The 24,189-nt window shown below is 72.9% G+C and carries 11 protein-coding genes; 2 read left to right on the top strand and 9 right to left on the bottom strand.

The genetic code is table 11. The features are described from left to right. Window positions 1–45 precede the first annotated feature (45 nt). The 4 genes from AB0M70_RS04485 to AB0M70_RS04470 all read right to left on the bottom strand — a co-directional run bounded on the left by AB0M70_RS04485 (window position 46) and on the right by AB0M70_RS04470 (window position 16,027). The gene (locus AB0M70_RS04485; RefSeq protein ID WP_365816197.1) at window positions 46–5,538 is read right to left on the bottom strand and encodes an SDR family NAD(P)-dependent oxidoreductase; all 5,493 of its coding nucleotides are present in this window, start codon (window positions 5,536–5,538) and stop codon (window positions 46–48) included. Further along, window positions 5,538–14,240 (bottom strand): beta-ketoacyl synthase N-terminal-like domain-containing protein, encoded by an 8,703-nt coding sequence (locus tag AB0M70_RS04480; RefSeq protein ID WP_365816195.1) that lies wholly within the window; start codon window positions 14,238–14,240, stop codon window positions 5,538–5,540. The genes AB0M70_RS04485 and AB0M70_RS04480 overlap by 1 nt, the downstream gene beginning before the upstream one ends. 118 nt (window positions 14,241–14,358) lie before the next feature. Then, a complete protein-coding gene (locus AB0M70_RS04475) occupies window positions 14,359–15,708 on the bottom strand; it encodes an NAD(P)/FAD-dependent oxidoreductase (protein ID WP_365816193.1) in 1,350 nt (449 codons plus the stop codon). 49 nt (window positions 15,709–15,757) lie between these two features. Then, entirely contained in the window at window positions 15,758–16,027 is a 270-nt protein-coding gene (locus AB0M70_RS04470; protein WP_365816191.1) for an acyl carrier protein, read from the bottom strand. A gap of 205 nt (window positions 16,028–16,232) precedes the next feature. Between AB0M70_RS04470 and AB0M70_RS04465 the strand changes: the two genes are divergently transcribed. Both AB0M70_RS04465 and AB0M70_RS04460 read left to right on the top strand, forming a co-directional pair. Then, window positions 16,233–17,084 (top strand): 4'-phosphopantetheinyl transferase superfamily protein, encoded by an 852-nt coding sequence (locus AB0M70_RS04465; RefSeq protein ID WP_365816189.1) that lies wholly within the window; start codon window positions 16,233–16,235, stop codon window positions 17,082–17,084. After that, window positions 17,075–17,824, top strand: a complete 750-nt coding sequence (locus AB0M70_RS04460) for an alpha/beta fold hydrolase (protein ID WP_365816187.1) — start codon at window positions 17,075–17,077, stop codon at window positions 17,822–17,824. The genes AB0M70_RS04465 and AB0M70_RS04460 overlap by 10 nt, the downstream gene beginning before the upstream one ends. An 84-nt stretch (window positions 17,825–17,908) precedes the next feature. On the opposite strand, the gene AB0M70_RS04455 is transcribed toward AB0M70_RS04460, so the two are convergent. The 5 genes from AB0M70_RS04455 to AB0M70_RS04435 form a co-directional block, all read right to left on the bottom strand. Then, window positions 17,909–18,442 (bottom strand): flavin reductase family protein, encoded by a 534-nt coding sequence (locus AB0M70_RS04455; protein WP_365816185.1) that lies wholly within the window; start codon window positions 18,440–18,442, stop codon window positions 17,909–17,911. A 56-nt stretch (window positions 18,443–18,498) separates the two neighbouring features. After that, on the bottom strand, window positions 18,499–19,974 hold the full coding sequence (locus tag AB0M70_RS04450) for an amino acid adenylation domain-containing protein (protein ID WP_365816183.1): 1,476 nt from the start codon (window positions 19,972–19,974) through the stop codon (window positions 18,499–18,501). Beyond that, window positions 19,971–21,110, bottom strand: coding sequence for an acyl-CoA dehydrogenase family protein (locus AB0M70_RS04445; RefSeq protein WP_365816182.1), 1,140 nt, complete (start codon window positions 21,108–21,110; stop codon window positions 19,971–19,973). Before AB0M70_RS04445 ends, AB0M70_RS04450 begins: the two co-directional genes overlap by 4 nt. Window positions 21,111–21,193: 83 nt before the next feature. After that, a complete protein-coding gene (locus AB0M70_RS04440) occupies window positions 21,194–22,624 on the bottom strand; it encodes a citrate/2-methylcitrate synthase (RefSeq protein WP_365816180.1) in 1,431 nt (476 codons plus the stop codon). Between the two features lie 43 nt (window positions 22,625–22,667). Then, a complete protein-coding gene (locus AB0M70_RS04435) occupies window positions 22,668–24,092 on the bottom strand; it encodes a cation:proton antiporter (protein ID WP_365816178.1) in 1,425 nt (474 codons plus the stop codon). Between the last annotated feature and the right edge of the window lie 97 nt (window positions 24,093–24,189).

Below are 24,189 nucleotides of genomic sequence, written 5' to 3'. Positions count from 1 at the left end.
CTGTGATGGCTTCGGAGGGCGGGGCGGGTTCGGGTCGGGCGCCGGTCATGCGGTGGCCGTCTGGCGCGGCGCGGCCGACAGGTCGGCGGCGGGGTACTTCTCCTCGATCAGTTCGTGCAGGAAGGAACCCCAGTCGATGCCGGGGCAGGCGAAGAAGTCGCGGCTGTTGATCTCCAGGCCCAGGTCGTCCCTGCAGCGGCTGATCAGCTCCATCACCATCAAGCTGTCCAGGCCCATGTCGGCGAGGCGGGTGTCCGCGGTCAGCGTGTCGAGCTCCATCCGCAGGATCCCGGACAGCTGCACGCGTACGTACTCGTTGATCTCCGCGAGCCGCTCGTCGCGGGGCAGGGCGAGCAGCCGCGCCGTCAGCGATCCCGGCTCGGCCCCGGCCGCGGCGCCGGCGGCGGGCGCGGAACGGATGCCGCTCAGGATCGGCCGCTCGCGTCGCGCCTCCATCAGGTCGCGGAACAGCGCCCAGTCCGCCGAGCACACCGTGCGGTTGGCGACCCCGTCGGCCATCGCCTCGCCCAGCAGCTCGAGGGCGTGGGCGGGGTTGAGCTGGTGCAGGCCGATGGAGCGCAGGAAGGCCATCACGGAGTCGTCCGCGAGCCCGGACTGGGCACCCCAGGGGCCCCAGCTGACCGTCGTCGCGTTCAGCCCCCGCAGCTTCCGGTAGTACGCGAAGGAGTCGAGGAAGGCGTTGGCCGCCGAGTACCCGGCCAGGTGCTGCGAGCCCCACACCGACGCGATGGAGGAGAAGGAGACGAACAGATCCAGGTTCTGGTCGACGGTGGCGTCGTGCAGCGCCCAGGTGCCCGCCGCCTTCGCGTGCATGACCCGGTCGTACGTCTCGGGGTCGCTCTCCCGCAGGAACTGCGGCTCGGAGAGCCCGGCCGCGTGCACCACGCCCCGCAACGGGCGCCCCGCGAGACCCAGTTGATCCGTCAGCGAGCGCAGCGCCGTCTCGTCGGCGACGTCCAGGGCCACCACGCGTACGTCGGCGCCCAGGGCCTCGATGCGGCGGACCCCTGCGATCTTGGCCGCCGTCGCGTCGTCGAGCTCCGGGGCGTCCCAGGCCGAACGGTCCGGAAGGCCGCCCCGCCCGATGAGGACGACGGTGCCGGCGCCGAGGCTCGCGAGCCATTCGCCGACCAGCAGACCGAGGCTGCCGAGGCCGCCGGTGACGAGATAGCTGCCGAGGTCGCTCAGCTGCGGTACGGGCCGCTCGGCGGCGGACTCCGCGACGGGCGCGGGAATCAGGCGGGGCACGAGCAGCGCCCCCGCCCGGCGTGCCGTCAGATCCTCCGCGGTCTGTGTCGTGAGGAGGGCCGCGATCTGCCCGGCCTCGTCCGGCGACCCCGCCGGGTCCAGGTCCAGGAGGCCGCCCCAGAGCTCGGGGTGCTCCAGGGCCGCCACCTTGCCGAGGCCCCACAGCGGGCCCGCGGGCAGGCAGATCTCGGACTGGCCGGAACCCGTGAACTGGGCGCCCCGGGTCACCACCCACACCCGCGTGGCGGACTCCTCCGTCGCCAGCTGCTTCACGGCGGCGAGGAACACGTGCTCGGCCTGCTCACGGGCCTGCTGGATCGCGGAGGAGTCGTACCCGGTCACCGGCAGGTCGAGGCCGCTGAGGAGGACGAGATGGTCGTACGGGCCCTCCGACGGAAGCGCGGCACGGACCGCGTCCACGGACGCCTCCGCATGCGTCACCAGGGCGCCCCGCAAGGCGAGTTGCGTGGTCGTCGCCTCGACGATCCCGCTCGCCGCGCTGTCCGCGCCGCCGCCCACCAGGAGCACCCGCTGCCCGCGCAGCTCCCGCTCGCCGGTCACCGTCGCCGGGTCCACGGGCTGCCAGGCCTGCTCCCAGACGGTGTCCTCGCGCGGGCTGCGCGGCAGGTCGTCCAGGTCCGCCGACGTCGAGCGCAGATGGACGTCCCGCATCATGATCAGCGGGCTGCCGTCGGCGCCCAGGATCTCCAGGCCGCCGCGGAGCTCGCCGTCCTGCGCCTCGGGGTCCTCGGGGTCGAGCCAGCCGTGGATGTAGCGGCGTACGCCGACGGGCTGTGCCTTGGGCGCCTTCGCGTCGGCGGCCTCCCCGACGCGCGCGGACTGCCGCAGCAGCCCGATCGTCAGGTCGAGGAGCGCGCCCCTCGGCAGCTCCTCCGCGGCCGAGTTGACCTCGGCGAGCACCTCGCCGGGGCCTTGGTACACCTCGTTCAGGACCGGTTCCGCCCAGACGGGGACGGTGACGTCGGCCGGGGCGACCGGCAGGCACCGCGCGCGCACCGCGGCCAGGTCACCGCCGCCGGGACGTGCGTCCGGCGTACGGCGGGCCAGGACGCCACGGGCGTGCAGGCGCCAGCTCCCGGACTCGACGGAGTCGCCGCCCTGCAGCGAGAAGCAGAGGAAGAGCGAGCGCCCCTCGTCGTCCTGCGGCAGGACGTAGACGCGCACCTGGCCGGGCCGGTGCTCGGCGTCGAGCAGCAGCGGCTCGCCCACCACGAAGCGCTCCACGACCCGGGGCTGCGCGCCGGGCAGCTTCGCCGCGCCGGCCAGCGCCCAGTTGCAGAAACCGCCCGCCGAGACCGAACGGCGGCCGTCCTGTCCCGTCTGCACGAACACCGAGGGCAGTTCGTCGAGTGCGGGGGAGAAGGTGGGCTGCCCCGACAGCAGGTGCCCGTCGAAGAAGGCGCCTGGGGAGTCGTCCGGTGCTGCGGCGGGCAACCCGCCGCCCGTGCCCTCCTCCTTGAACCAGTACCGCTCCCGCTGCCAGGGGTAGCTGGGCAGGGCGGAGCGGCGCGGCTCCTCGGCGCGGTGCACGGCCGCCCAGTCGACCGGCACTCCCCGGTGGTGCAGGGCGCCCAGGGCCTGGGCGACGATGTGGCCGTCCTCCCGGTCCCTGCGCAGGGACGGGATCCAGCAGACGCCGTCCTCCGGCAGGCTGCGGGCGCCGAGACCCAACAGGACGGGCGCCGGGCCGAGTTCGAGGAAGGTGCGGCAGCCCGTCTCGTGGAGCGTCGTGATGCCCTCGGCGAACCGGACCGGCGCCATGACGTGCTCGGACCAGTACTGGGGCCGCAGTTGCTCGGGGCCCCACTCCTTGCCCGTGACGTTCGAGATGATCGGGTACTTGGGCTGATGGAACGTCAGGGTCTCGGTGACGGCACGGAACTCCTCCAGCATGGGTGCCATCAACGGCGAGTGGAAGGCGTGCGAGACCGCGAGCGGGCGGTGCTTGACGCCCTGCGCGGCGAGCAGCGCGACGACCTCGCCGACCTCTGCTCCCGGGCCCGAAAGCACCACATCGGTGGGGCCGTTGATCGCCGCCACGGCTACGTCGCCGGCCCGTCCCGCCTCGGCGATCGCGGCGCGCACGGTCTCCTCGTCGCAGACCAGCGTCTCCATCACGCCGCCCGCGGGCAGCGCCTCCATCAGGCGGGCGCGGGCCGTGATGAGCCGGGCCGCGTCCTGGAGGGAGTGGACACCCGCGACGCAGGCCGCGGTGATCTCGCCCAGGCTGTGCCCGATCAGCGCGCTCGGCCGCACGCCCCACGACTCCCACATCCGGGCCAGGGCGTACTCGACGGCGAACAGGGCGGGCTGCGTGAAACCGGTCCGGTTGATCCGGTCCACGTCCCCGCCGCGTCCCTCCAGGACCGGGCCGAGCGGCTCCGCCAGATGGGGGTCGAGCGCGGCCACGCACTCGGCGAGCGCCGCCGCGAACACCGGCTCGCCCGCCGCGAGTTCGGACGCCATCCCGGCGTACTGCGAACCCTGCCCGGTGAACAGCCAGCCAAGGCGGCGCGCCTTCGCGCCGGTCGGGGCGTGCACCGTGACCTGCTCGGACCGCTCGCCCGCGGCGAACGCGGCCAGACCGGCGGCCAGTTGCTCGCGGGTGCCGGAGACGCTGAGCCCGTGCTTCATGCGGGCCCGGCCGATGTGCGTGGTGTAGCAGATGTCCGCCAGGGCGCGCGGATCGGCGTCCCGCACCCGTGCCTCGTACGACGTCGCCATCGCCCGCAGCGCCGGGAGGCTGTTGGCGCTCAGCGTCAGCAGACCGGTGTCGCGGGTGGTGCCGCCGCGCGGCGCGGGCTTGGGTGCCTCGCCGATCACGGTGTGCGCGTTGGTGCCGCTCGCGCCGAAGCTGCTCACCCCGGCAAGGCGCGGTCCCTGCGGCCAGCGGGTCTCCTCGGTGGTGACCTTCAGGTGCAGATCGGACCAGGGGACCTGCGGATTGGGGTGGTTGAGGTGTAGATGGCGCGGCAGCGTGTCGTGCTTCAGGGCAAGGACGACCTTGAGGATGCCGGCGGCACCTGCGGCCGGCTCCAGGTGGCCGATGTTCGTCTTCACCGAGCCGACGAGCAGCGGCCGGTCGGCGGGCCGGTCCGTACGCGTGATGGCGTCGAGGGCCTTCAGCTCGATCGGGTCGCCCAGCGGGGTCCCGGTGCCGTGCGCCTCGACATAGCTGAGCTCGGCGGGGGCGGCTCCCGCGTCCTTCAGGGCGGAGCTGATGACGCTCTGCTGCGCCGATGGATTGGGCACGGTCAGGCCGCTGCTGCGCCCGTCGTGTTCGGTGGCGACACCGCGGACGACGGCCAGGATGCGGTCGCCCGCGGCCTCCGCCTCGCTCAGCCGCTTCAGCACGAACAAGGCGCCGCCCTCGCCGCGCGCATAGCCGTTGGCCGACGCGTCGAAGGTCTTGCAGCGCCCGTCGGGAGACAGCGCGCGCAACTTGCTGACCAGCACGAAGCCGTACGGCGACAGCATCAGGTTCACCCCGCCGACCAGCGCCATGTCACAGGCGCCGGACCGCAGCGAGAGGCAGGCCTGCTCCAGGGCGACCAGGGAGGAGGAGCAGGCCGTGTCGATGACCATGCTGGGGCCCTGGAGCCCGAAGGTGTAGGAGATGCGGCCCGCGAGGAAGCTGGGTTCGCCGATCAGCTGGTAGGCGTCGACGTCCGCGATCGCGCCCTCCTGCTGGCGCATGCGCACGTAGTCGCTGGTGCTCGCGCCGAGGAAGACGCCGACCTGCTGGCCCTCGAGCTCGGTCGGGGGCAGGCAGGCGTCCTCCATGGCCTCCCAGGCCAGTTCGAGGACCAGGCGCTGCTGGGGGTCCATGCCCGCGGCCTCGCGGGGCGAGATGCCGAAGACGGTCGGGTCGAACGTGTCCACGGGACCGTCGAGGAAGTTGCCCGCCAGGGTGTAGGCGGTGCCCGGGTGGTCCGGGTCGGGGTGGTAGAAACCGGCGACCGGATGCCGCTCCTCGGGGAACTCGGACGTCGCGTCACGGCCCTCGGCGAGGGACTCCCAGAACTCCTCGGGCGTACCGCCGCCCGGCAGCCTGCAGGAGAGACCGATCACCGCGAGGGGCTGGGGCTGCTGGAGCTCCTGGACCCGGGCGCGGAGGCTGCGGATCGTGCCGAGCGACTCCTTCAGACGTCCGCGCAGGACGTCCTGGCTCGGCTGGGCCGGCTTGTCCGCGGGCCGGTTCGGCTCCTGGGCGGAGCGGTTCGGCTTCTCTGCGGGGGTGTTCGTCATCAGTTCTCCTCGAACCCAAGGGCTGTGCCGGAGATCTCGGCCTCCAGCTGGCGAAGCAGTTCGTCGTCGTCGAGTTCGTCCATGCCGTCCGGGTCACCGGCTTCGCCGGGCCCGGCGCCGTCCGCTTCGGCGGCCCGCGTGGCCGCGTCCGGGGCGTCGGCGGGGTAGCCGAGGCGGTCGAGCAGATGGGCGGTGAGCGCGAGCGCGGTGGGGTGCTCGAAGGCGACCGTCGACGACAGGTCGGTCTTCAGCCCCCGCGAGAGCCGCAGCCGCAGCGTGAGGGACATGACCGAGTCCAGGCCGAGATCGAAGAAGCCCTGCTCGGCCTGGAGGTCGTCCTCCGGAAGCCCGAGGACCGCGGCGACCTGGGTGCAGACCCAGTCGAGCATCCGGTCGCGGCGCAGGGCCGGGTCGAGCTCACCGAGCCCGGCCACGAACTCCGTGCCGCCGTCCCGCTTGGCCGACCCGAGCACCGGGGCGAAGAGCCGCTGGTGCGGTGAGTCCGCGAGCGCGGCCCTGAAGAGTTCCCAGTCGACGTCGGCCACCGACACGTGCACGGCGCTCTCGCGGGCGAGCAGGCCGAGGGCGCCGACCAGGTCCTCCTCCTGGAGGGGCGCGATCCCACTGCTCTTCAGCAGTAAAATCGTCCGTTCGTCGAGGAGTTCACTGCCCGCCAGGGGCATGAGCTCCAGATGGGACACGGGCAGGCCGCTCGCCCTGCGCCGGGCGGCGAGCGCCCGCAGGGCCCAGTCGGCGGGCGCGGCCGCGCCGGTGACGGCGCCGCCCCAGGTGCCGGGCACCGAGCCGAGCAGGACGAAGAGGCCGAGCGGTTCCTTGACGGTCAGCTCGTGAAGCAGCTCCGCGGTGGTGGCGCGCCGCAGTTCCGCGTGGACGGCGGCGTCCGTGGTCTCGTCCAGGAGCGTCGCGGTGCCGGGGGAGTCCGCGCAGACGACGCCCGCGATACCGGCGTCGGCGCGCAACTGGCCGACCAGCGCCGTGAGTTCACCGCGGGTGGCGCCGGGGACGCGGCGGATCTCCACGCCCTGGGCGCGCCAGGCCTCGATGCGGGGCTCGTCCCAGGGCAGGGGCTCGTCCGACGCCGGTTCGGTGTCCGCGAGCGCGATGCGCCGGGCGCCCGCCCCGATCAGCCAGTCCACGACGGGCGGCGCGAGCTCACGGCGCGCCCCGGTCACCAGGTGCCAGCGGTCGGCGGAGAGCGGCGCGTGGCCGGACGTCTCGGGCGGCCTGCACTGCGTCAACTCCCCCACCTGGAGCGAGGAGTGCTCGACGCGGAGGTGTTCGTCGCCCGGCGCGCAGAGCAGCCGGGCCACCAGGGTCCGCAGCTCCTCCGCGCTGCCGTGCGTGAGGTCCACGTGCCCGCCCCACGCGTCGGGACGCATCATCGCCAGGGTCCGGCCGAGCCCCGCGTGCGCGCCTTGTGCGGCGACGGGGAAGCCGGCGTGGCCCGCGGCGACGAGCGCGTGCCGGGTGACGAGCCACAGCCTCGGCGCGGTGCCTTCGAGGCCGGCGAGGGTGGCGGCGAGCGCGGTGGTGGCGCGCCACGTGTCCGGGCGTGCGTCCAGGTCCTCCAGGGGCCAGAGGTCGCAGACGGCGGTGGTGTCCGCGTCGGCGCGCGCCCAGGCGTCCGTCCCGGTGAACAGCCGTTGCCAGGCGTCCCGGTCGTTCGGGTCGATGGTCACGTCGGCGGGGCTCGCGTGGCCTTCGTGCGCGAGCTGCGACGACCGTACGCGGATCACCTCGACTCCCGCTTCCCGCAGCCCGTCCGCCACCGCGCCCGCCAGATGTTCGGTGTCGCCGCAGACCAGCCAGCGGGTGGCGGGCGCGGGGCTCTGCGCGTCGTGGTCGGTGGGGCGCAGCGGGGCGGGGCGCCAGGCCATGCGGTAGAGGAGGCTCTCCAGACGGTCCCTGGCGGCGTCCGCGGGCACGAGCTCGCGGGGCGCCGCCAGGCGCAGGCCCGCCAGCTCCACCACGGCACGGCCCGCGGGGTCGAGCACCGTCACGTCCGCCTCGCGCAGCCCGTCCGCGGAGAGCCGCACCGGGCCGCGGCACACCCGTACCGTGCCGTCGGCGGCGGCCTTGACCCGGACAAGGCCGATCGACGCGGGCAGCGGGTCGGCCTCGGCGGCCTCGGTCGCGGTGCCTCCGGCCGCGGTGCCTTCGGCGACCAGCCGCAGGGCCAGCCGCAGCAGGTCGGCCGGCAACCTGCGCCGGGACGCCCCGTCGGGCAGCTCCACGGAGATCTCGGCGGCGCCCGCGGCGGAGTCCGCCGCCAGGATCCGCAGCCCCGGGAACGCCTCGGCGAGGCTCGCCCGCAGGGGTTCGTCCACCGCGAGCCCGCCCGGCGCGGCCATCTGCGGCGCACTCACATCCCCGGTGTCCGTCGACGCCGTCAGGGCGGCATCGGAGGGCGCGTCATCAGCCAGCGAGCGCAGCGCCACCGAGGCCTGCCGGGTGTCGACGACGGCCTGCAGCTCTGCCCGGCTCTCGGCGTCGGTGCGGGGCGCCGGACCGAACCGTACGCCGGTGAGTGCCGGTATCGGTGCGCCCGTCGAGGCGGCGCAGTCCAGCGCGGCCTCCAGGAGCGCGGGCGCGGCCACCGTGCCGGAGGCGGTGATCTGCCAGGGCGCGCGCACCCCGTCGACCGTCACCGGCAGGAGCGCGGTCCAGGAGGCGTTGGCCGGACGGACCGGGGTGCCGACCAGGGCCCCCGTACCTCCGGCGCGTTCCTTGGGCTGCTGGGGCAGCCAGTGTTCCTTGCGCTGCCACGGATAGGCGGGCAGCTCCACGAGCTGCCGGCCGGGCCCGGCGAACGCCGCCCAGTCGACCGGGACGCCCTGCGCGTGCAGTGCGCCCAGGCTCGTGAGCAGGGCGGCCACCTCGTCTTCGTCGCGCACCAGCGAGGGCAGCACGACCGGAGCCCGGACGCCTGCCGCGGTCAAAGACTCCTCGGCTCCCGACACGAGCACCGGATGCGGCGAGATCTCGACGAACACCCGGTCCTCCGGGTCCTCGACGGCGCTCACCGCGTCCTGGAAGAGCACGGTGTCACGCAGGTTGCGGCCCCAGTACTCGGCGGTCAGCGAGGAGCCGTCCACCTCGCCGCCCGCCACGGCGGAGTAGACCGGAATGCGGGCCTCGGCGGGCGCGAGGGCGGCGAGTCCCGTCACCAGGCGCTCGCGCAAGGGCTCCACCAGCGGGGAGTGCGGGGCGACCGGCACCTTGATGCGGCGCACGAAGACGTTGGCGTCGCTCAGCTCGGCGGCGAGCTCCTCGAGGGCGGCGTCGTCACCGGCGACGACCGTGGTCCGCGGGCCGTTGATGGTCGCGATGCTCAACTGGTCCTCGTACAGGGCCAGATACGGCGCGAGCTCATGGCGCGGCAGACCCACCGCGATCGAGCCGCCCGTGCCCACGACCGTGTCGAGGAGCCGCGAGCGCAGGCAGAGGATCTCCGTGGCCTGGGCGAGCGTCAGCGCGCCCGCGGCCCAGGCGGCGGCGACCTCGCCCATGCTGTGGCCGACGACCGCCTCGGGCACCACGCCCCAGCTGCGCCACAGCTCGACCAGGCCGACCTGCACGGCGAAGATCAGTTCCTGCGGGATGCCCTCGTCGAAGGGCCTGCTGCCGGTTTCGCCGCGCAGCGAGGCCAGCGGCGACCAGGCGATCCACTTGCGCATCTCCTCCTCCACGGCGAGCACCGCGTCCCTGAACACCGGCTCGGCGTCGAGGAGTTGGCGGCCCATCCCGGCCCACTGGGAGCCGAAGCCGGAGAAGACGAACACACAGGAGCGTGCGGCCTCCGCCGTGCCCGTGAGCAGGCCGGGGTCCTCCTCGCCCGCCGCGAGCGCGGCCAGCGCGGACCGGACCTCGGCGAGGCTCCGCCCGACGGCCACCGCGCGGTGGTCGAGGCGGCTGCGGCGTACGGACGCGGTGTACGCGAGGTCCGCGAGCCCGCTCTCGTCGATGCCCTCGGTCCGGGCGAGGAAGGCCTCGGCGGCCGGGGCGAGCGCGGAGGGCTGCGCGGCGGACAGCGGGACGGCGAAGCGGGCCGGGGCGGGCGCCGGGGGAGCGGGGGCGGCCGCGGGCGGTTCCGCCACCAGGATGTGGGCGTTGGTGCCGGTGAAGCCGAAGGAGCTGACGCCCGCGACGCGGGGCCGGCCGGGGGCCGACGGCCACTGCTCGGCGCCGCCCGCGACTTCGAGGCCCAGCTTCTCCCAGGCGACCTGGGTGGTCGGCCGGGTGGTGACGCCGATGTGCGGGGCGATGCGGCCGTGGTGCACGGAGAGGACGGCCTTGATGAGCCCGGCCATGCCGGCGGCGGCTTCCAGATGGCCGATGTTGGGCTTGGCGGAACCCACGAGGAGCGGCGCGGCCTCGGAGTCCTGTCCCGTGGAGTGCCCCGGACGCAGCGCCTGGGCGAGCGCCCGCAGTTCGATCGGGTCGCCGAGCGGTGTGCCGGTGCCGTGGGCCTCCGCGTAGCCGACCGCGCTGCCCGGCAACCCGGCCTGGTCCAGGGCCTGTTGGATGAGCGCCTGCTGGGCCGTGCCGTTGGGCACCGTCAGGCCGCTGCTCGCGCCGTCCTGGTTGACGGCGCTGCCCGGCAGCACGGCGTAGACGCGGTCACCGTCGGCGATGGCCTTGGAGAGCCGCTTGAGCACGACCGCGCCGGAGCCCTCGCCGCGCAGATAGCCGTCGGCGGCCTCGTCGAAGGTGTGGCAGTGGCCGGTGGGCGAGAGGGCGCCGCCCGCCGAGACCGACACGGGGATCACCGGGCTGAGGATCACGTTCACGCCGCCCGCCACCGCGAGGTCGCTCTCACCCTGGCGCAGGCTCTGCGCGGCCAGGTGCACGGCGGTCAGCGACGAGGAGCAGGCGGTGTCCACCGCGAGGCTCGGACCGGTCAGACCGAGGAAGTACGAGAGCCTGCCGGACGCCCCGGCGAAGGAGTTGCCGGTCCCGTAGTAGAGGTCGACGTCCTGGAGATGGCTGCTGACGTGCTGGGCGTGGTCGGAGCTGTTCATCCCGACGAACACGCCGGTCGCCGAGCCGCGCAGCCGGTCCCTGGTGGCCCCGGCGTCCTCGAGGGCCTCGTAGGCGACTTCGAGGAAGAGCCGGTGCTGGGGGTCGAGGCTGCGTGCCTCGCGGGGCGAGACCCGGAAGAAGGCGGCGTCGAAGCCGCGTACGTCGTCGAGATAGCCGCCGCGCAGAGAGGTCATCGTGCCGGGCGTCCAGGCCCCGTCGGAGAGGAAGGCCTTGCCGTCCCAGCGGTCCGACGGGACGTCGCGGATGACCTCGCGCCCCTCGACGAGCAGCTGCCAGTAGTCGCGCACGGTGGGGCTGCCGGGGAAGCGGCAGCTCATGCCGACGACGGCGATGGGGTCGTCGGCGGGCGCGGGCGCGGGCGTCGTGGGCTGCGGGTCGGCGGGTGTGGCCGTCCGCGCCGGGAGGTGTTCCTCGGCCGGGGCCTGCGCTTTCGCGAGGACCTCCGGGAGCAGGAAGTCCACCAGTTCGTCCAGGCAGGGGCGCTCGAACGGCGTGGACAGGGCGATCTCCAGGCCGAGCGTGATGCCGAGCCGGTCGACGAACTCGACGATGGAGAGCGAGTCGAGGCCGAGGTCGGCGAAGCCGCGGCGGGGCGAGATGCGGCGGGTCGGGTCCTGGCCGAGGATCTCCGCCAGGACGGCCGACGTCTGGCGCATCAGCTCACGCCGGTCACGTGCCGTCCCGGTCGCGCCGTGTGCTGACTCCGTGCCGTCCGCCGTCGCCTCCGCTGGCCCACGCGGGGTGACGGCGGACGGTACGGCCTCCCGGCCCGGCCCGTCGGGGGTCGGGACCGTGACCGGGGAGTCACCGGCGGAGAGGGGGATCCCCGCCGGCATCAAGGGGGCGCCGGTGGTGGCACCGGCGCCGATCCGCAGCTCCTGCGCCGGGCCCAGTGGATGCCCCTCGGGGTCGATCAGCTGGACGGCGAGCCTGGCGGACGTTGCCTGCGCGGCGCCGGGGGCGACCGCTCCGGACTGCGCGCCCCGCGTGACCTCGGGCAGCCAGAAGGACTCGTGCTGCCATGGGTGGCGGGGAAGGTCGGCCGGGCGGCCGGGCAGCAGGCCCTCCCAGTCGATGTCGGCGCCCGCGCAGTGCAGGTGGGCGAGGGCGCCGAGCAGCGTCGCGGGCCCGTCGGCGTCCCTGCGCAGCGAGGCCACGGCCACGCCGTGCCGGCGCGTGGTGGTGAGCGCCTCGGTCAGCGGGCGTACCAGCGTCGGGTGCGGGCCGATCTCGATGAAGTCGGCGCCCCGGTCGTTCAGGAGGTGGCGCACGGCGGGCCAGAACCGTACGGGGTTCAGGACGTTCGCCGCCCAGTACGCGGCGTCCAGGACGGCGGGGCGCTCGTCGGGCGTGACGGTGGAGACGAACGAGTCGGGCGTGGGCGCGGCAGCGAACTCGGCCAGCTCCAGGCGCAGTTGTTCGGCGTACGGCTCCATCGCCGGGCTGTGGAAGGCGTAGTCCCCGGGGACAAAGCGTGCCGTGACGGATCGTTCGCGCAGGAGTTCCGCGAGCGCCGTCAGGTCCTCCTCGGACCCGGCGAGCACGGTCGCGTTCGGTCCGTTGACCGTGGCGACGGTGACCGGGCGCCCGGTGCCCGCGACCGTGTCGACGGCCTGGACCTCGGGCAGCCCCACCGCGAGCATGCGTCCCGTGCCCGCGGCGCCTGCCATGACGCGCCCGCGCCGGATCGCGAGGTCGAGGGCGGATGGCAGGTCGAGCGCGCCGGACCAGCAGGCCGCCGAGATCTCCCCGAGGCTGTGGCCGATGACCTTGTCGGGGCGCACGCCCCGTTCGCGCCAGACCTCGGCGACGGCCAGTTGCAGGGCGACCACGGCGGGCTGGGCGAGCTCGGTGGCCGTGAGGTCGGCTTCGCCGAACAGGTCCCGCAGTGCGGGGAGTCCCGCGGCGCGGATCACCTCGTCGCAGCGCTCCAGGCAACGGGCCGCGGCCGGCTCCCGCTCCCAGAGGTCGAGGCCCATGCCCCGCCACTGCGAGCCCTGCCCGGAGAAGACGAAGACGGTGCGGTGTCGCCGGCGGGGCTCGGCGACACCGGTCAGGGTGCGCTCGTCGGGCGTGCCCTGGGCCAGGTCCGTCAGTGAGGCGCGCAGTTCGTCCAGGTCGGCGCCGATCACGGTGGCGCGGGTCTCGTGGTGCGTGCGCCGGACGGCCGCCGAGTGCAGGACGTCCGCCAGGGGCTGGTCGCCGTCGAGGGTCGTCAGGAGGTCCCTGGCGCGCTCGTGCAGGGCGTCGTCGGTGGAGCCGGACAGGAGGAGCACCTTCGGCGCGGGTCCTGTGCTCTCCTCGCGGGGTTCGGCAGGAGCCGGTTCGGGGGCGGCGGACAGCAGGATGTGGGCGTTGGTGCCGCTCAGGCCGAACGCGCTCACGCCGAGCAACTGGTCCTCGGGGCCGTCGAGTTGACGTGCCTCGGCGGAGATCTGCAACGGGCCGTCGGCCCAGGGGATCGCCGGGTTCGGCGTGCCGAAGTGCAGTTGCGGCGGTACGAGCCTGTGCTGTGCGGTCAGGACGGTCTTGATGAGCGCGGCGACCCCGGCGGCCGCGTCCGTGTGCCCGAAGTTGGCCTTGTGCGAGCCGATGTGCAGCTTGCGGGCGGGATCACGGCCGGGCCCGAACACCTCCGACAGGGCGTACGCCTCGATCGGGTCGCCCAGCGGTGTGCCGGTGCCGTGCGTCTCCACGTAGCCGACGTCGCCCGGGGTGGCGTCGGCGCGGCTCAGGGCGTCACGCAGCAGGGCCGCCTGGGCGGAGGCGTTGGGCACGGTCAGGCCGGCGCTGCGGCCGTCGTGGTTGAAGGCGCTGCCCCGGATGACGCCCAGCACCCGGTCACCGTCGGCGAGCGCGTCGTCGAGCCGCTTGAGGACGACGACTCCGCAGCCCTCGCCCCGGACGATTCCGTCGGCGTCCGCCGCGAAGGGCTTGCAGCGGCCGGTGGGGGACAGGGCCTGCACCTTGCTCATGAAGATGGAGAGCTCGGGTGCGGCGAGGACGTTGACGCCGCCCGCGAGCGCGGTGTCGGCCTCGCCGCTGGCCAGGCTGCGGCACGCCAGGTGCACCGCGACCAGGGACGACGAGCAGGCGGTGTTCACCGCGAGCGCGGGTCCGTGCAGGCCCAGGGTGTAGGCGACGCGCCCCGGCGCGAAGCTGAACTCCTTGCCGCTCGCGTAGTAGGGGTCGATGCCCCGCACGCCGCGCGTCTTGGAGTGCAGGAGCGTGTAGTCCATGCCGAGCATGCCGAAGAAGACGCCGGTGCGTGACCCGGCGAGCTGCGGCTTGGTCAGGCCCGCGTGCTCCAGGGCCTCCCAGGAGACTTCGAGCAGGAGCCGCTGCTGCGGGTCCATCTCGCGGGCCTCGCGGAAGGAGATGCCGAAGAAGTCCGCGTCGAACTGGTCCAGGCCCGGCAGGACACCCGCGTAACGGCAGTAGCCGGTGCCGGGTTCGGCCCCGTCCTCGCTGATGAACTCGGGGCCCCAGCGCTCCGCGGGGATCTCGCCGATCACGTCGACGCCGTCCCGCAGGACGTGCCAGAAGGATGCGAGGTCGACCACTCCGCCCGGGTAACGGCACCCGATGCCGACAAGGGCTATGGCCGGATCGGTGACTGGTCCGCTGCGGACGGGCATGGGTCCCCCTCAAAAGAGTGCGACGGGAGTGCGTCGGGAGTACGACGAGTGGGTGAGGAACGGGGTCCGGGTGGCGCGAGTGGTGTCCGCGCCACCCGGTGTGCGGCGGCCGTACGGTCTAGAACTTCGCGGCCGCCGTGGGTGCCTTGAGCTCCCCGAGATACTTGTGCCAGAGGTGGTTGGGGTCGTTCTCCACCGCCGTGACGATCTCCCGCATGGCGGCGAGCGCCTTGGGTTCCCCGTCGTACACGTCGCCCTGGAGCATCTTCAGCACGTCCAGGCGGTAGCGGGGGTCCTGGACGAACGCCGTGAACAGGATGTTCAGGCGGTAGTAGATGGAGATGAACTCGTACCAGTTGTGTACGGCGCTGCGCAGGGTGTCGACGTACGTGTCGAAGCGCTTCCTGCGGAAGTCGCCCGCCTCGTGCGCCGCGATGATGTCGTTGGCCGCCAGGCGCGCGCTGTTGAGGGCCACGCTGACACCGCTGGAGAAGATCGGGTCGACGAAGCGGGCCGCGTCACCGATCATGATGAGCGAGTCGTCGGCGATCTGCGTCAGTGCGTAGCTGTAGTCGCCCTCGGACTTGAACTCCTTGACGCGCTGGGCGTTCTTGAGCGCGTCGCACAGCGCGGGACGGGAACCGACGGTGTCCCAGAAGAACGTCTCCAGGTCGTCCTTGGCCTCCTTGAAGCGGGACTTCTGGGTGACGACGCCGACCGAGGTGATGGTGTCGGTAATCGGGATCTGCCAGACCCAGGTGTCGGTCAGCGGCAGGAAGTGGATGAAGATGTAGTCCGACTGCTCCTTGTTGACCGCGAGCGCCTTGCGGTCGAAGTTGTCGAACCAGGTGTGCACCGCGTACTGGTTGAATACCGGGTCGGGCACCTTGACCTTGAGCTGGCTGCCCATCATGGTGCGCCGGCCGCTCGCGTCGACGACCATGCGGACCGGGACGCCGATCGGCTGGTTGCCGACCTTCGCCTGGATGATGGGGCGGTCCCGCTCGGAGAAGTCGACGCGGTTGACGCGCACCCCGTGGTAGACCTTCGCGCCCAGGCTCTCCGCGTGCTGCAGGAGGATCTGGTCGAACTTGCCGCGGTCGACGTGGAAGGTGTAGTCGCGGTCGACGCCCGCCTGGTCGCGCTCGCTGAAGAGCACCTCGGCGGCGCGGAAGTCGTGGTCCAGGCCCTGGAAGCCCATGTGGTCGATGTCGCGGTCCTCGGCCGACGTCCAGGCGGCGCCGTACTTCTTGGGGAAGCCCGCCGCCTCGACCGCGTCTATCGCGCCGGTCTCGATGAGGACCGGCGTGGTGGCCGGGACCAGCGACTCACCGACGTGCTCGCGCGGGAAGGTCTCGGACTCGAAGACCACGACGGAGAGGCCCGCCTTGGCGAGGTAGGAGGCGGCGGTTGCGCCGGCCGGACCGCCGCCGATGATGCCGATGTCGTAGTCGTAGTTTGCGGACAACTTGAGCTCCTCTTCAGGGTTCGGTCGGTGTGCTGCGCCGTGGTCGCGGTCAGTGCACGGGAGAGCCGAGGGACAGCAGCAGGTCGGTGATGCTGTCGAGGTTCTGGAAGTTGGTCCCGGTCAGCTCGGTCGGCGGGATGTTGGTGCCCAGCTCGTCCCGGATGAAGGTGAGCAGCTGGGCGGTGTTGATCGAGGTGAGAATCCCCCACTCGAGCAGCGGGGTGTCCGGAGCTATGCCCTTGGGGTCCGGCTCGGACAGGAGCCGTTCCTGGATGAACTCGGTGAGCCGGCCGATCAGTTCGTCACGGTCACTGGCCACGCCGTACCTCCTGAAGATGCTGATGACGGGCGGGACGCTCCGCTGCCGGGGAGGCACTGGGAGCCGCCGGGGGAAACCCTGAGGAAGGAGTTCAACACTCGGGGAGTTCAACGCCCGGTGATTTCATTTCCTGATGAACTCTACTAGTGTTGAGCTCATCGTCAAGGGCCCAACACAAAGCAGTGGTCGCGTAGTTGGAGGTGCCATGAGCGGGGAACAGCACGGTCCACCCACCGGAGAAGCGCACGTCTGGGCGGTGCGCGAGCCGCCACCGGGCCCGGGGCGCAAGGCGGTGGTCGAACGCTGCCTCGCGCTGCTCACCCCCGCGGAGCTGCGCCGCTACGAACGCGTCGTGCCGCCCCAGCAGGCCCTGCACGCCTGCGCGCATGCCGCACTGCGCACCGTCACCGCCGCGTACACCGGACTGCGCGCACCCCAGGTCGCCTTCACCACGGGCGAGTTCGGCAAGCCCTACGTGGCATCGGACCCCGGCCTGCGGGTCAGCCTCGCGCACACGGACGGCATGGCGCTCGTCGCGGTGACCCGGGACGGCCCCGTGGGCGTCGACGTCGAGCGCATCACCGCCCTGCACGACCCGGCCGGCATGCGAGGCCAGGTGCTCTCGCCTTGGGAGGCGGCGCGCTGGCCCCAGAGCGCCGAAGACGCCGCGCAGAGCGGCCTGTTCACCCACTGGACCTGCAAGGAAGCCGTGCTCAAGGCGATCGGCAGCGGCCTCGCGGGTGATCTCACGGCCATCCAGGTGGCCCCCGGGGCGCGGCGTTCCGGGCCCGTCCCCGTCCACGCGCTGCCCGCCCAGGCGGCCACGCGCACCTGGGCCCTGCAACTCATCGACCTGGGGCCCGAGTTCAGGGCCGCTGTGGCCGTGGCGGACGGCGGCAGCCTCGTACGCGCCTTCCACATGGCACCCGGCAGCACCCCCAGCGTCCCGCCGGCCCTGCCCGCGCCCGTCCCGCCGCTGCTCCCCGAAGTCGCCGGGGTCCCCGAGGCCCCCGGCCGCCAGACCGTTCCCGACCGTGGAGGTCCGTCATGCAGCTGAGCAGCCCCCGATCGCCCGAACCGACGTCCCCGGTGCCCCCGACCGCGCCGCCGGCCCTGATCTGCCTGCCCCACGCGGGCGGCGCCGCCCGCGTCTTCACGAGCCTGCGGGCGGCCCTCCCGCACGTCGACTCCACCCTGCTCGAACTTCCCGGGCACGGCACCCGGATGCGCGAGGCGCCGCGGGACGACTTCGGCGCCGTACTCGACGACCTGGTCCGCAGCTCCGCCCCGCACACCGGCGGCCGCTACGTCCTGCTCGGCCACAGCATGGGCGCGGCCTTCGCCTATGAACTGGCGCGCTACTGGGCCGCGTTGGGCAGGCCGCCCGTGGCCGTCATCCTGGCGGGACGCAACGGCCCCACCGCCCGGCGCATCCTGCCCGACATCCACCCGCTGGGCGCGCAGGAGTTCCTGGACGCCGTCCGCAGGCTCGGTGGCACCCCGCCGCAGGTGTTCGCCAACCCCGAGCTGGTGAAGCTGTTCATCCCGATGCTGCGGGCCGACTTCACCATGTCGGAGACGTACGAGGCGCTGCCCGGCGCCCCGCTCGACTGCCCCCTGTGGGTGTGCGCGGGCCGCGACGACCCGATGGTCGACGACGCGGGACTGCACGACTGGGAGAACCACGGCGCGGGCGAGGTGCACACCGAGTGGCTTCCCGGCGCCCACTTCATCCTCGACACCCCGGAGTTCCACGCGTACGTCGCCAAGGTCTTCGCCGCCCTGCCGCCGCGCTGAGAGAACGATCGAACGCCGTCGGCCTTCCCCGGTCCAAGGGGAAGGCCGACGGCGTTTCGGGCCACGCGGCGGGTCGGCTCGGGGTCAGCTCGCGAGCCCCTGCGGCTGCACCTCGGAGAACTGCGTGCGCCAGTAGGCGAGGGGCGTGCGGGCCGCGCTGGCCTCGCCGTGCACCAGGCGGCCGATCAGGACCTGATGGTCGCCGGCGAGATGGCTGCTGGTCAGGATGCACTCGGCGAGCGCGACGGTGGAGCCGAGGAGCGGGGCGCCGGTGCGCTCGCCCGGCCGCCACGCGACGTCCGAGAAGCGCTCGGGCACCGACGACGCGAACGTACGCGCCAGCGCCGTCATGTCGGCGGAGAGGAAGTTCACCGCGAACACCGAGCTCTGGTGGATGGCCTCCAGCGTCGCGCTCGGCGCCTTGACGCAGACCAGGAGCAGCGGCGGCGACGCCGAGACGCTGCACACGGCGCTGCAGGTCAGTCCGCGCGGTTCCCCGTCGGCCGTCACGCTGGTGACCACGCTGACGCCGGTCGGCAGGGAACCCATGACGGAACGGAAGGTGTTCAGGTCGACCTGGTCCAACACGGTTTCGGTGACGTCCAGTTGATCGGGCATGTATGAATCCTCGTCTGTGAGTCCGAGGCGGCTCAGTCCGGCGGAGGTCACCGCGGCTACCGCGGATCGCTGTCGGCGAGAGCGGCGACCAGCGCCGGACGGTCCGTCTTTCCGTTGGCGGTCAGGGGGAGTTCGGGCACGACGTGCACGGCGTCGATCACCATGTAGAGGGGAAGCCGGGTGGCGCAGTCCCTCTTGAGCTCCAGGAGTCCGGGACGCTCGTCGCCCGACGCCACCACGAACGCGTGCAGCTTGGCGTCGAGGCCGGAGCCCACCACGGCACACGCGGCGGACTCCACCGAGGGGGCGTCGGCGATCACCGCCTCGATGTCGCCGAGTTCTATGCGGTGTCCGCGCACCTTCACCATGTGGTCGCGGCGGCCCACGTACTCCAGCATCCCGTCCGCGCCCATCCGCCCGATGTCACCGGTGAAGTACGCGCCCTTCTGGGGCTCCTGTCCCCAGTAGCCGAGCATGACCGTCGGCCCGGTGACCACGATCTCGCCCTCGCGCGAGCGCGGCGGGTGCAGCCGGATCAGGTCACCGGAGACCGCGGTGCCGATGGGCAGCGGGCGGGTGCTGCCCAGGTCGCGGTCGGTGACCTCGTAGCTGGTGCAGACATTGGTCTCGGTCGGCCCGTACCAGTTGTACATCCGCACATCGGGCCAGGCCTTGCGCAACTCGTGCACCTGCTGGATCGGGAACGGCTCTCCGGCGAAGACGCAGGCGCGCAGCGCCTTGGGCGGCTCGTCGGCGAGAAGGTCGCCGCGCTGCATCATCAGGGTCAGCGCGGACGGCACCGAGTACCAGACGCTGATCTCCTCGCGGCGCAGGAGCGCGCCGAGCTGGACCGGGTCGTACGCGAGCCCTTCGGGCACCAGGAACACCGAGGCGCCGGTGAGGAACGCGGCGTACAGGTCGAAGACCGAGAGGTCGAAGTTGAACGGCGCGTGGTTGGAGAGTCGGTCGTCGGGGGTGACGCCGATCTCGGCGGCGGCCCAGCGGATGAAGGAGAGGGCGTTGCGGTGGCTGATGCAGACGCCCTTGGGCTCCCCGGTGGAGCCCGATGTGTAGAGGATGTACGCCGGCTCGTCCGGCTCGTTCTCGTACGCCGCGGGGGCGTCGTCCGCGGTGGCCTCCTGTGCCAGGTCGGCGAACCCGACCAGCGGCACCGAGGCGGGCCAGTCCGTGGCGTGGGCGCGGCGCAGTCCGTCGCCGTCGGCCACCACCAGGGCGGGGGAGCAGCTGTCGGATATCCGCTGGACGCGGGCGGCCGGGTTGGCGGCGCTGACCGGGGCGTAGATCGCGCCGACGCGCAGCGCGCCCTGCATGAGGGCGATCGCCTCCAGGGTCTTGTGGCTCCACAGCACGACCCGGTCGCCGGGGCGCACCCCGCGCCGGTGCAGCGCGGCGGCGTACCGGTCGGCGAGAGCGTCCAACTCCCGGTAGCTGTGGACCCCTTGGGGGGACCGCACGGCCGGGGCCTGTGGAGTGCGGCGGGCGGAGTCGATGACGAGCTGGTGGAGCCTCACAGTCCTGTCTCCTTCGCTATCAGTTGGCGCTGGATGTCCGAGGTGCCGGAGAAGATCGTGCTGGGCACGGCGTCGCGCAGGGCCGCCTCGATGCCGTCCTCGCGGAGATAGCCGCGCCCGCCGAAGATGCGTACGGCGTCGGTGGCCGCGGCGAGCACGCCCTCGGACACCGCGAGCTTGGACAGCGCGATCTCCAGGACGGCCGGCTTGCCCTGGTCCATCTCCCAGCAGGCGCGGTACAGCAGGAGCCGGGCGCTCTCCAGGGTCAGCTTCATGTCGGCGATCCGGTGGGACACCGACTGGAACTCACCGATGCGCTTGCCGAACTGGCGCCGCTCGGTGGCGTGCCGCACGCACCTCTCGATGAGCCGTTCCAGGAGCCCGAGGTAGAGGGCGAAGAGGCAGGCCCGCTCCCAGCCCATGGAGTGCTGGAAGATCGCCGCGCCCTGGCCCACGCCGCCCAGGACGTTCTCCTCGGGGACGAAGCACTCCTCGAAGGTGATCGCGCCTGCCGGGCAGGAGTGCATGCCCATCTTCTCGTGCGGCTCGCCCACGACGACGCCGGGCGTGTTCCGGTCGACGACGACGCCGGTCACGCCGAGGAAGCCCGCCTTGGGATTGACGGTCGCGTACGCCACGTACACGTCGGCGGCCGGTCCGTTGCTGACGAAGCTCTTGGTGCCGTTGAGGACGACCCCGCCGTCGACGACACGTGCGGTCGTGGCGAGCCGGGAGGAGTCCGAGCCCGCGTCCGGCTCCGTCATCGCGTTGCCCGCGATCAGCCGCCCGGCGGCCAGCTCGGGCAGCAGCCGCTCCCGTACGGCGGCGCTGCCGAACTCCGCGATCGGCACCGCGCACGCGAAGGTGTGCGCGGCGGCGCCGAAGACCAGGCCGGTGTCCGCGCAGCCGCGGCCCACCGCCTCGACGACGCGCGCGGTGTCCAGGGCGCCGAGCCCCTGGCCGCCCACCTCGGTGGGCAGACAGGCGCCGAGCAGGCCGATCTCGCCGAGCCGCAGCCAGTCCTTGCGCGTGTAGAACCCGTGGCCCGAGCCGGGCCCGGTGGGGAAGGCGGCCCGGGTGGCCGCGAGCACCTCGTCGTAACGGGCCTGTTGGCCCTCGTTCCAGCCGAACTCCACGTCTGCTCCTGTCGTACGGGGAAGGGGCTCCCTCCCGCGTCGGGATCTGGGTGAGTGGTGGGTGCCGTGTGCCTCGGGGTGCCTCAGGCCGGGCCGGGCAGGTGGCGCAGGTTCCGCGGGCCGACGTATCGCAGCCGTGGGTGGATGCGTCCCTGCTGTGCGCGCTGTTCCTCGACGTGGGCGAGCCAGCCGGGCACCCGGGCGGCGGCGAACATCGGGACGAAGAGGTCGGACGGCATGCCCAGGAGGTGGTAGATCGCGGCCGCGTAGCAGTCCACGGTCAGGTACGGGCGGGGGCCTTTGGAGGGGTGCGCGGCGGTGCGCACCGCGTCCAGGACCTTCAGTACGTGGTCGCGGCCGGGGCTCGCCCTGAAGCCGCGGGCCGCCTCGCGCAGCGGCCCGACCCGGGGGTCCTCCATCGCGTACGGCACCGGTCCGGTGCGTACGGCGGCGGCCTGGTCGGCGCGGCCCCGCAGGTAGGCGGCGGCCGCGTCGGGGTTCTCGGTCTCCTGGGCCTGGTCGACCACTTGGTTCGCCGAGCCGCCGTGCAGTGGTCCGGTGAACGTCGCGAGCGCCACGGTGATGGCGGCGAAGGTGTCGGCGCCGGTCCCCGCCGCGACCCGGGCGGCGAACGCCGACGCGTTGCAGCCGTGTTCGGCCTGCAGGACCAGGCAGAGGTCCACGAGGCGGACGCGCTCCGGGTCGCGGGGCAGGTCCAGCATGTGGAGGATGTTCTCGGCGTGCGACAGCTCGGGATCGGGGCTGATCATCCGGCGGCCGGTGCGGGCGGCCTGCTGGATGGCGAAGATGGTCGGGATGCGTGCGATCAGGCGTTCGCCGAGGCCGATGTGCGCGGCCGGGTCGGCGTCGGCCTCGGCGGCGACCGCGAGTGCGGAGACCGCCGTGCGCAGCACCGACGACGTACTGCACCCGGCGTTGAGGACGAGGTTGGTGGCCACCATGGCCGGCAGCTCACGGGCCGCGGCGAGCCTGGCGCGGAAGGCGCGCAGCTCGTCGGGGTCGGGCAGCCAGCCGCGGATCAGCAGGTGGACGACTCCCTCGAAGGTCACCCGGCCGGCCAGCTCCTCGATGGGGTAGCCGCGGTAGGCGAGCCTGCCGCGGTCGGGGTCCACCTCGGAGATGCCGGTCTCGCCGACGATCATGTCCGCCACGTCCGGCGCGGCGGGCGACTGCTCGGGGTCGGGGCGCTGCATGCGGGGCAGTGCGGGGGCCACGGCCGACGCGTCCTCGGGGATGTCTATCTCCGCGAGGTCGTCGGTCGTGGAGAGTTCGGCGAGGCGTTCGTCGTAGAACGCGCGGAGCTGGCCCACGGACTCGATGTGCTCGATCAGACCGTTGTCGAGCGTGGTGCCGAGCTCATGCTCGAGATGGACCTGGAGCTCGACGGCCGTGAGGTTGTCCCAGCTGGCCACCGCGCGGAGCCGCAGTTCGTCGCCGATGTGTTCCGACGGCATGTCGAAGACCCGGGAGAGCGTGCTGATGACGGGATGCACGGGGGGCATCTCCTTCTCTGTCGTCGTACCGAGCCGGCGGCTGCTATCCCGCCATGTCCGGTGCGTGGTCGTCGGCCGGTTCGGGAAGCCGCACCACGGCGGGGGTGGTGTCGCGGGCGGTCACGCTCTCGCGGGTGCTCGACGCGTCGCGCGCGGGGGGCTGCTCGCGCAGCGGCGCGGACGGGCGCGGTGGGCCGGAGCCGCGTCGGGTCACGAGGTCCATCCGGGTGCGCGGCAGCAGGTGGGGCAGCGCGGGGCCGGTCATGGCGGTCGTGATGAGCGCCATCAGGACCATCTCGGTGAAGAGGGTCTGGTCGAGGACCCCGAGGTTGAGGCCGATGCCGAGGATGATCAGCTCGGTCAGACCACGGGTGTTCATCAGGGCGCCGACACCGAGGGACTCCCGCCAGCTGAGCCCGAAGGAGCGGGCGGGCAGGGAGGCGCCGACCAGTTTGCCCACGATGGCGGCGGACAGGATCAGGGCCAGCTCGGCCCATGCGGTGGCGGACATGCCGGCGACGTCGACGGAGAGGCCGGTGATGATGAAGTAGACGGGCAGCATCAGCTCGCCCGCGTGCTGCAGCGGCCGGAGCATCTTCTCCTCGAGGAGCTCGCTCGGCTTGCGGGGCATGACCAGGCCGAAGGCGAAGGCACCGAAGATCGGGTGGATGCCGATGTTCGAGGTGATGTACGCGGAGAGCAGCAGCCCCGCGGTGACGAGGGCGGCGAGGTAGGTGCCGCTGCCGCGCCGGGACATCCACGCGACGGCGCGGGTCAGCGCCGGGCGGACGACGACGAACATCGCGGCGCCGTAACCGGCGGACATCCAGAGGGTGTCGGTGAATCCGGTGGGCCCGGACGCGGTGACGATCGCGACCACACCGGCCAGCACACACCAGGCGATGACGTCGCCGAACGCGGCGCTGGTGAGCGCGAGCGCGCCGACCTTGGTGCGGGAGAGGTGCTTGTCCTTGAGGATGCGGGCGAGCACCGGGAAGGCGGTGATCGACATGCTGACGCCGAGGAACAGGGCGAAGGAGAAGAAGTCGATCTTCTCTCCGTTCACCACCGAGTGGTTCTGGTAGATGACCCAGGCGATCGACATGCCCAGGGCCAGCGGGACGAGGATGCTGCCCGCGGTCACCGCGGCGACCGACCGCTTGCGCCGGCGCATCGTCGCCCAGTCCAGTTCCCAGCCCACGGTGAACATGAAGAGCAGCAGGCCGATCTGCGCGACCATCGAGAGCAAGGGGCGTACGTCGTCGGGGAACAGACGGTTCGTCAGGTCACCGGGCAGCAGCCCGAGCAGGCTCGGGCCGAGCAGAATGCCCGCCGTTATCTCGCCGATGACGGCGGGCTGATGAAACCGCCGTGCCAGGCGTGCCAGCAGTGCGCCGACAGTCAGGATGACCGCGATGCCGGCGAAAGCGGTGGCCTGTAAGTCTTCCAGCTCGTGTGGAGTGGGCACAGCGTCACCTAATTCATTCGTCGCTGAAGTCAACTGGTGATGAGTTTTGCACGCCGATGTCGGGCGCTGCAAGGGGGAACCGGCGTCCCTTGACCCG

The organism is Streptomyces sp. NPDC051214 (assembly GCF_040682375.1).
GTDB lineage: Bacteria > Actinomycetota > Actinomycetes > Streptomycetales > Streptomycetaceae > Streptomyces.
This window is presented reverse-complemented; position numbering and strand designations above follow the sequence as displayed.

What these genes read in the sequence shown, in the direction of transcription:
- AB0M70_RS04485 (WP_365816197.1), bottom strand. Translation starts at nt 5,538, where the DNA reads ATGACGAACACCCCCGCAGAGAAGCCGAACCGCTCCGCCCAGGAGCCG.
- AB0M70_RS04480 (WP_365816195.1), bottom strand. Translation starts at nt 14,240, where the DNA reads ATGCCCGTCCGCAGCGGACCAGTCACCGATCCGGCCATAGCCCTTGTC.
- AB0M70_RS04465 (WP_365816189.1), top strand. Translation starts at nt 16,233, where the DNA reads ATGAGCGGGGAACAGCACGGTCCACCCACCGGAGAAGCGCACGTCTGG.
- AB0M70_RS04460 (WP_365816187.1), top strand. Translation starts at nt 17,075, where the DNA reads ATGCAGCTGAGCAGCCCCCGATCGCCCGAACCGACGTCCCCGGTGCCC.
- AB0M70_RS04455 (WP_365816185.1), bottom strand. Translation starts at nt 18,442, where the DNA reads ATGCCCGATCAACTGGACGTCACCGAAACCGTGTTGGACCAGGTCGAC.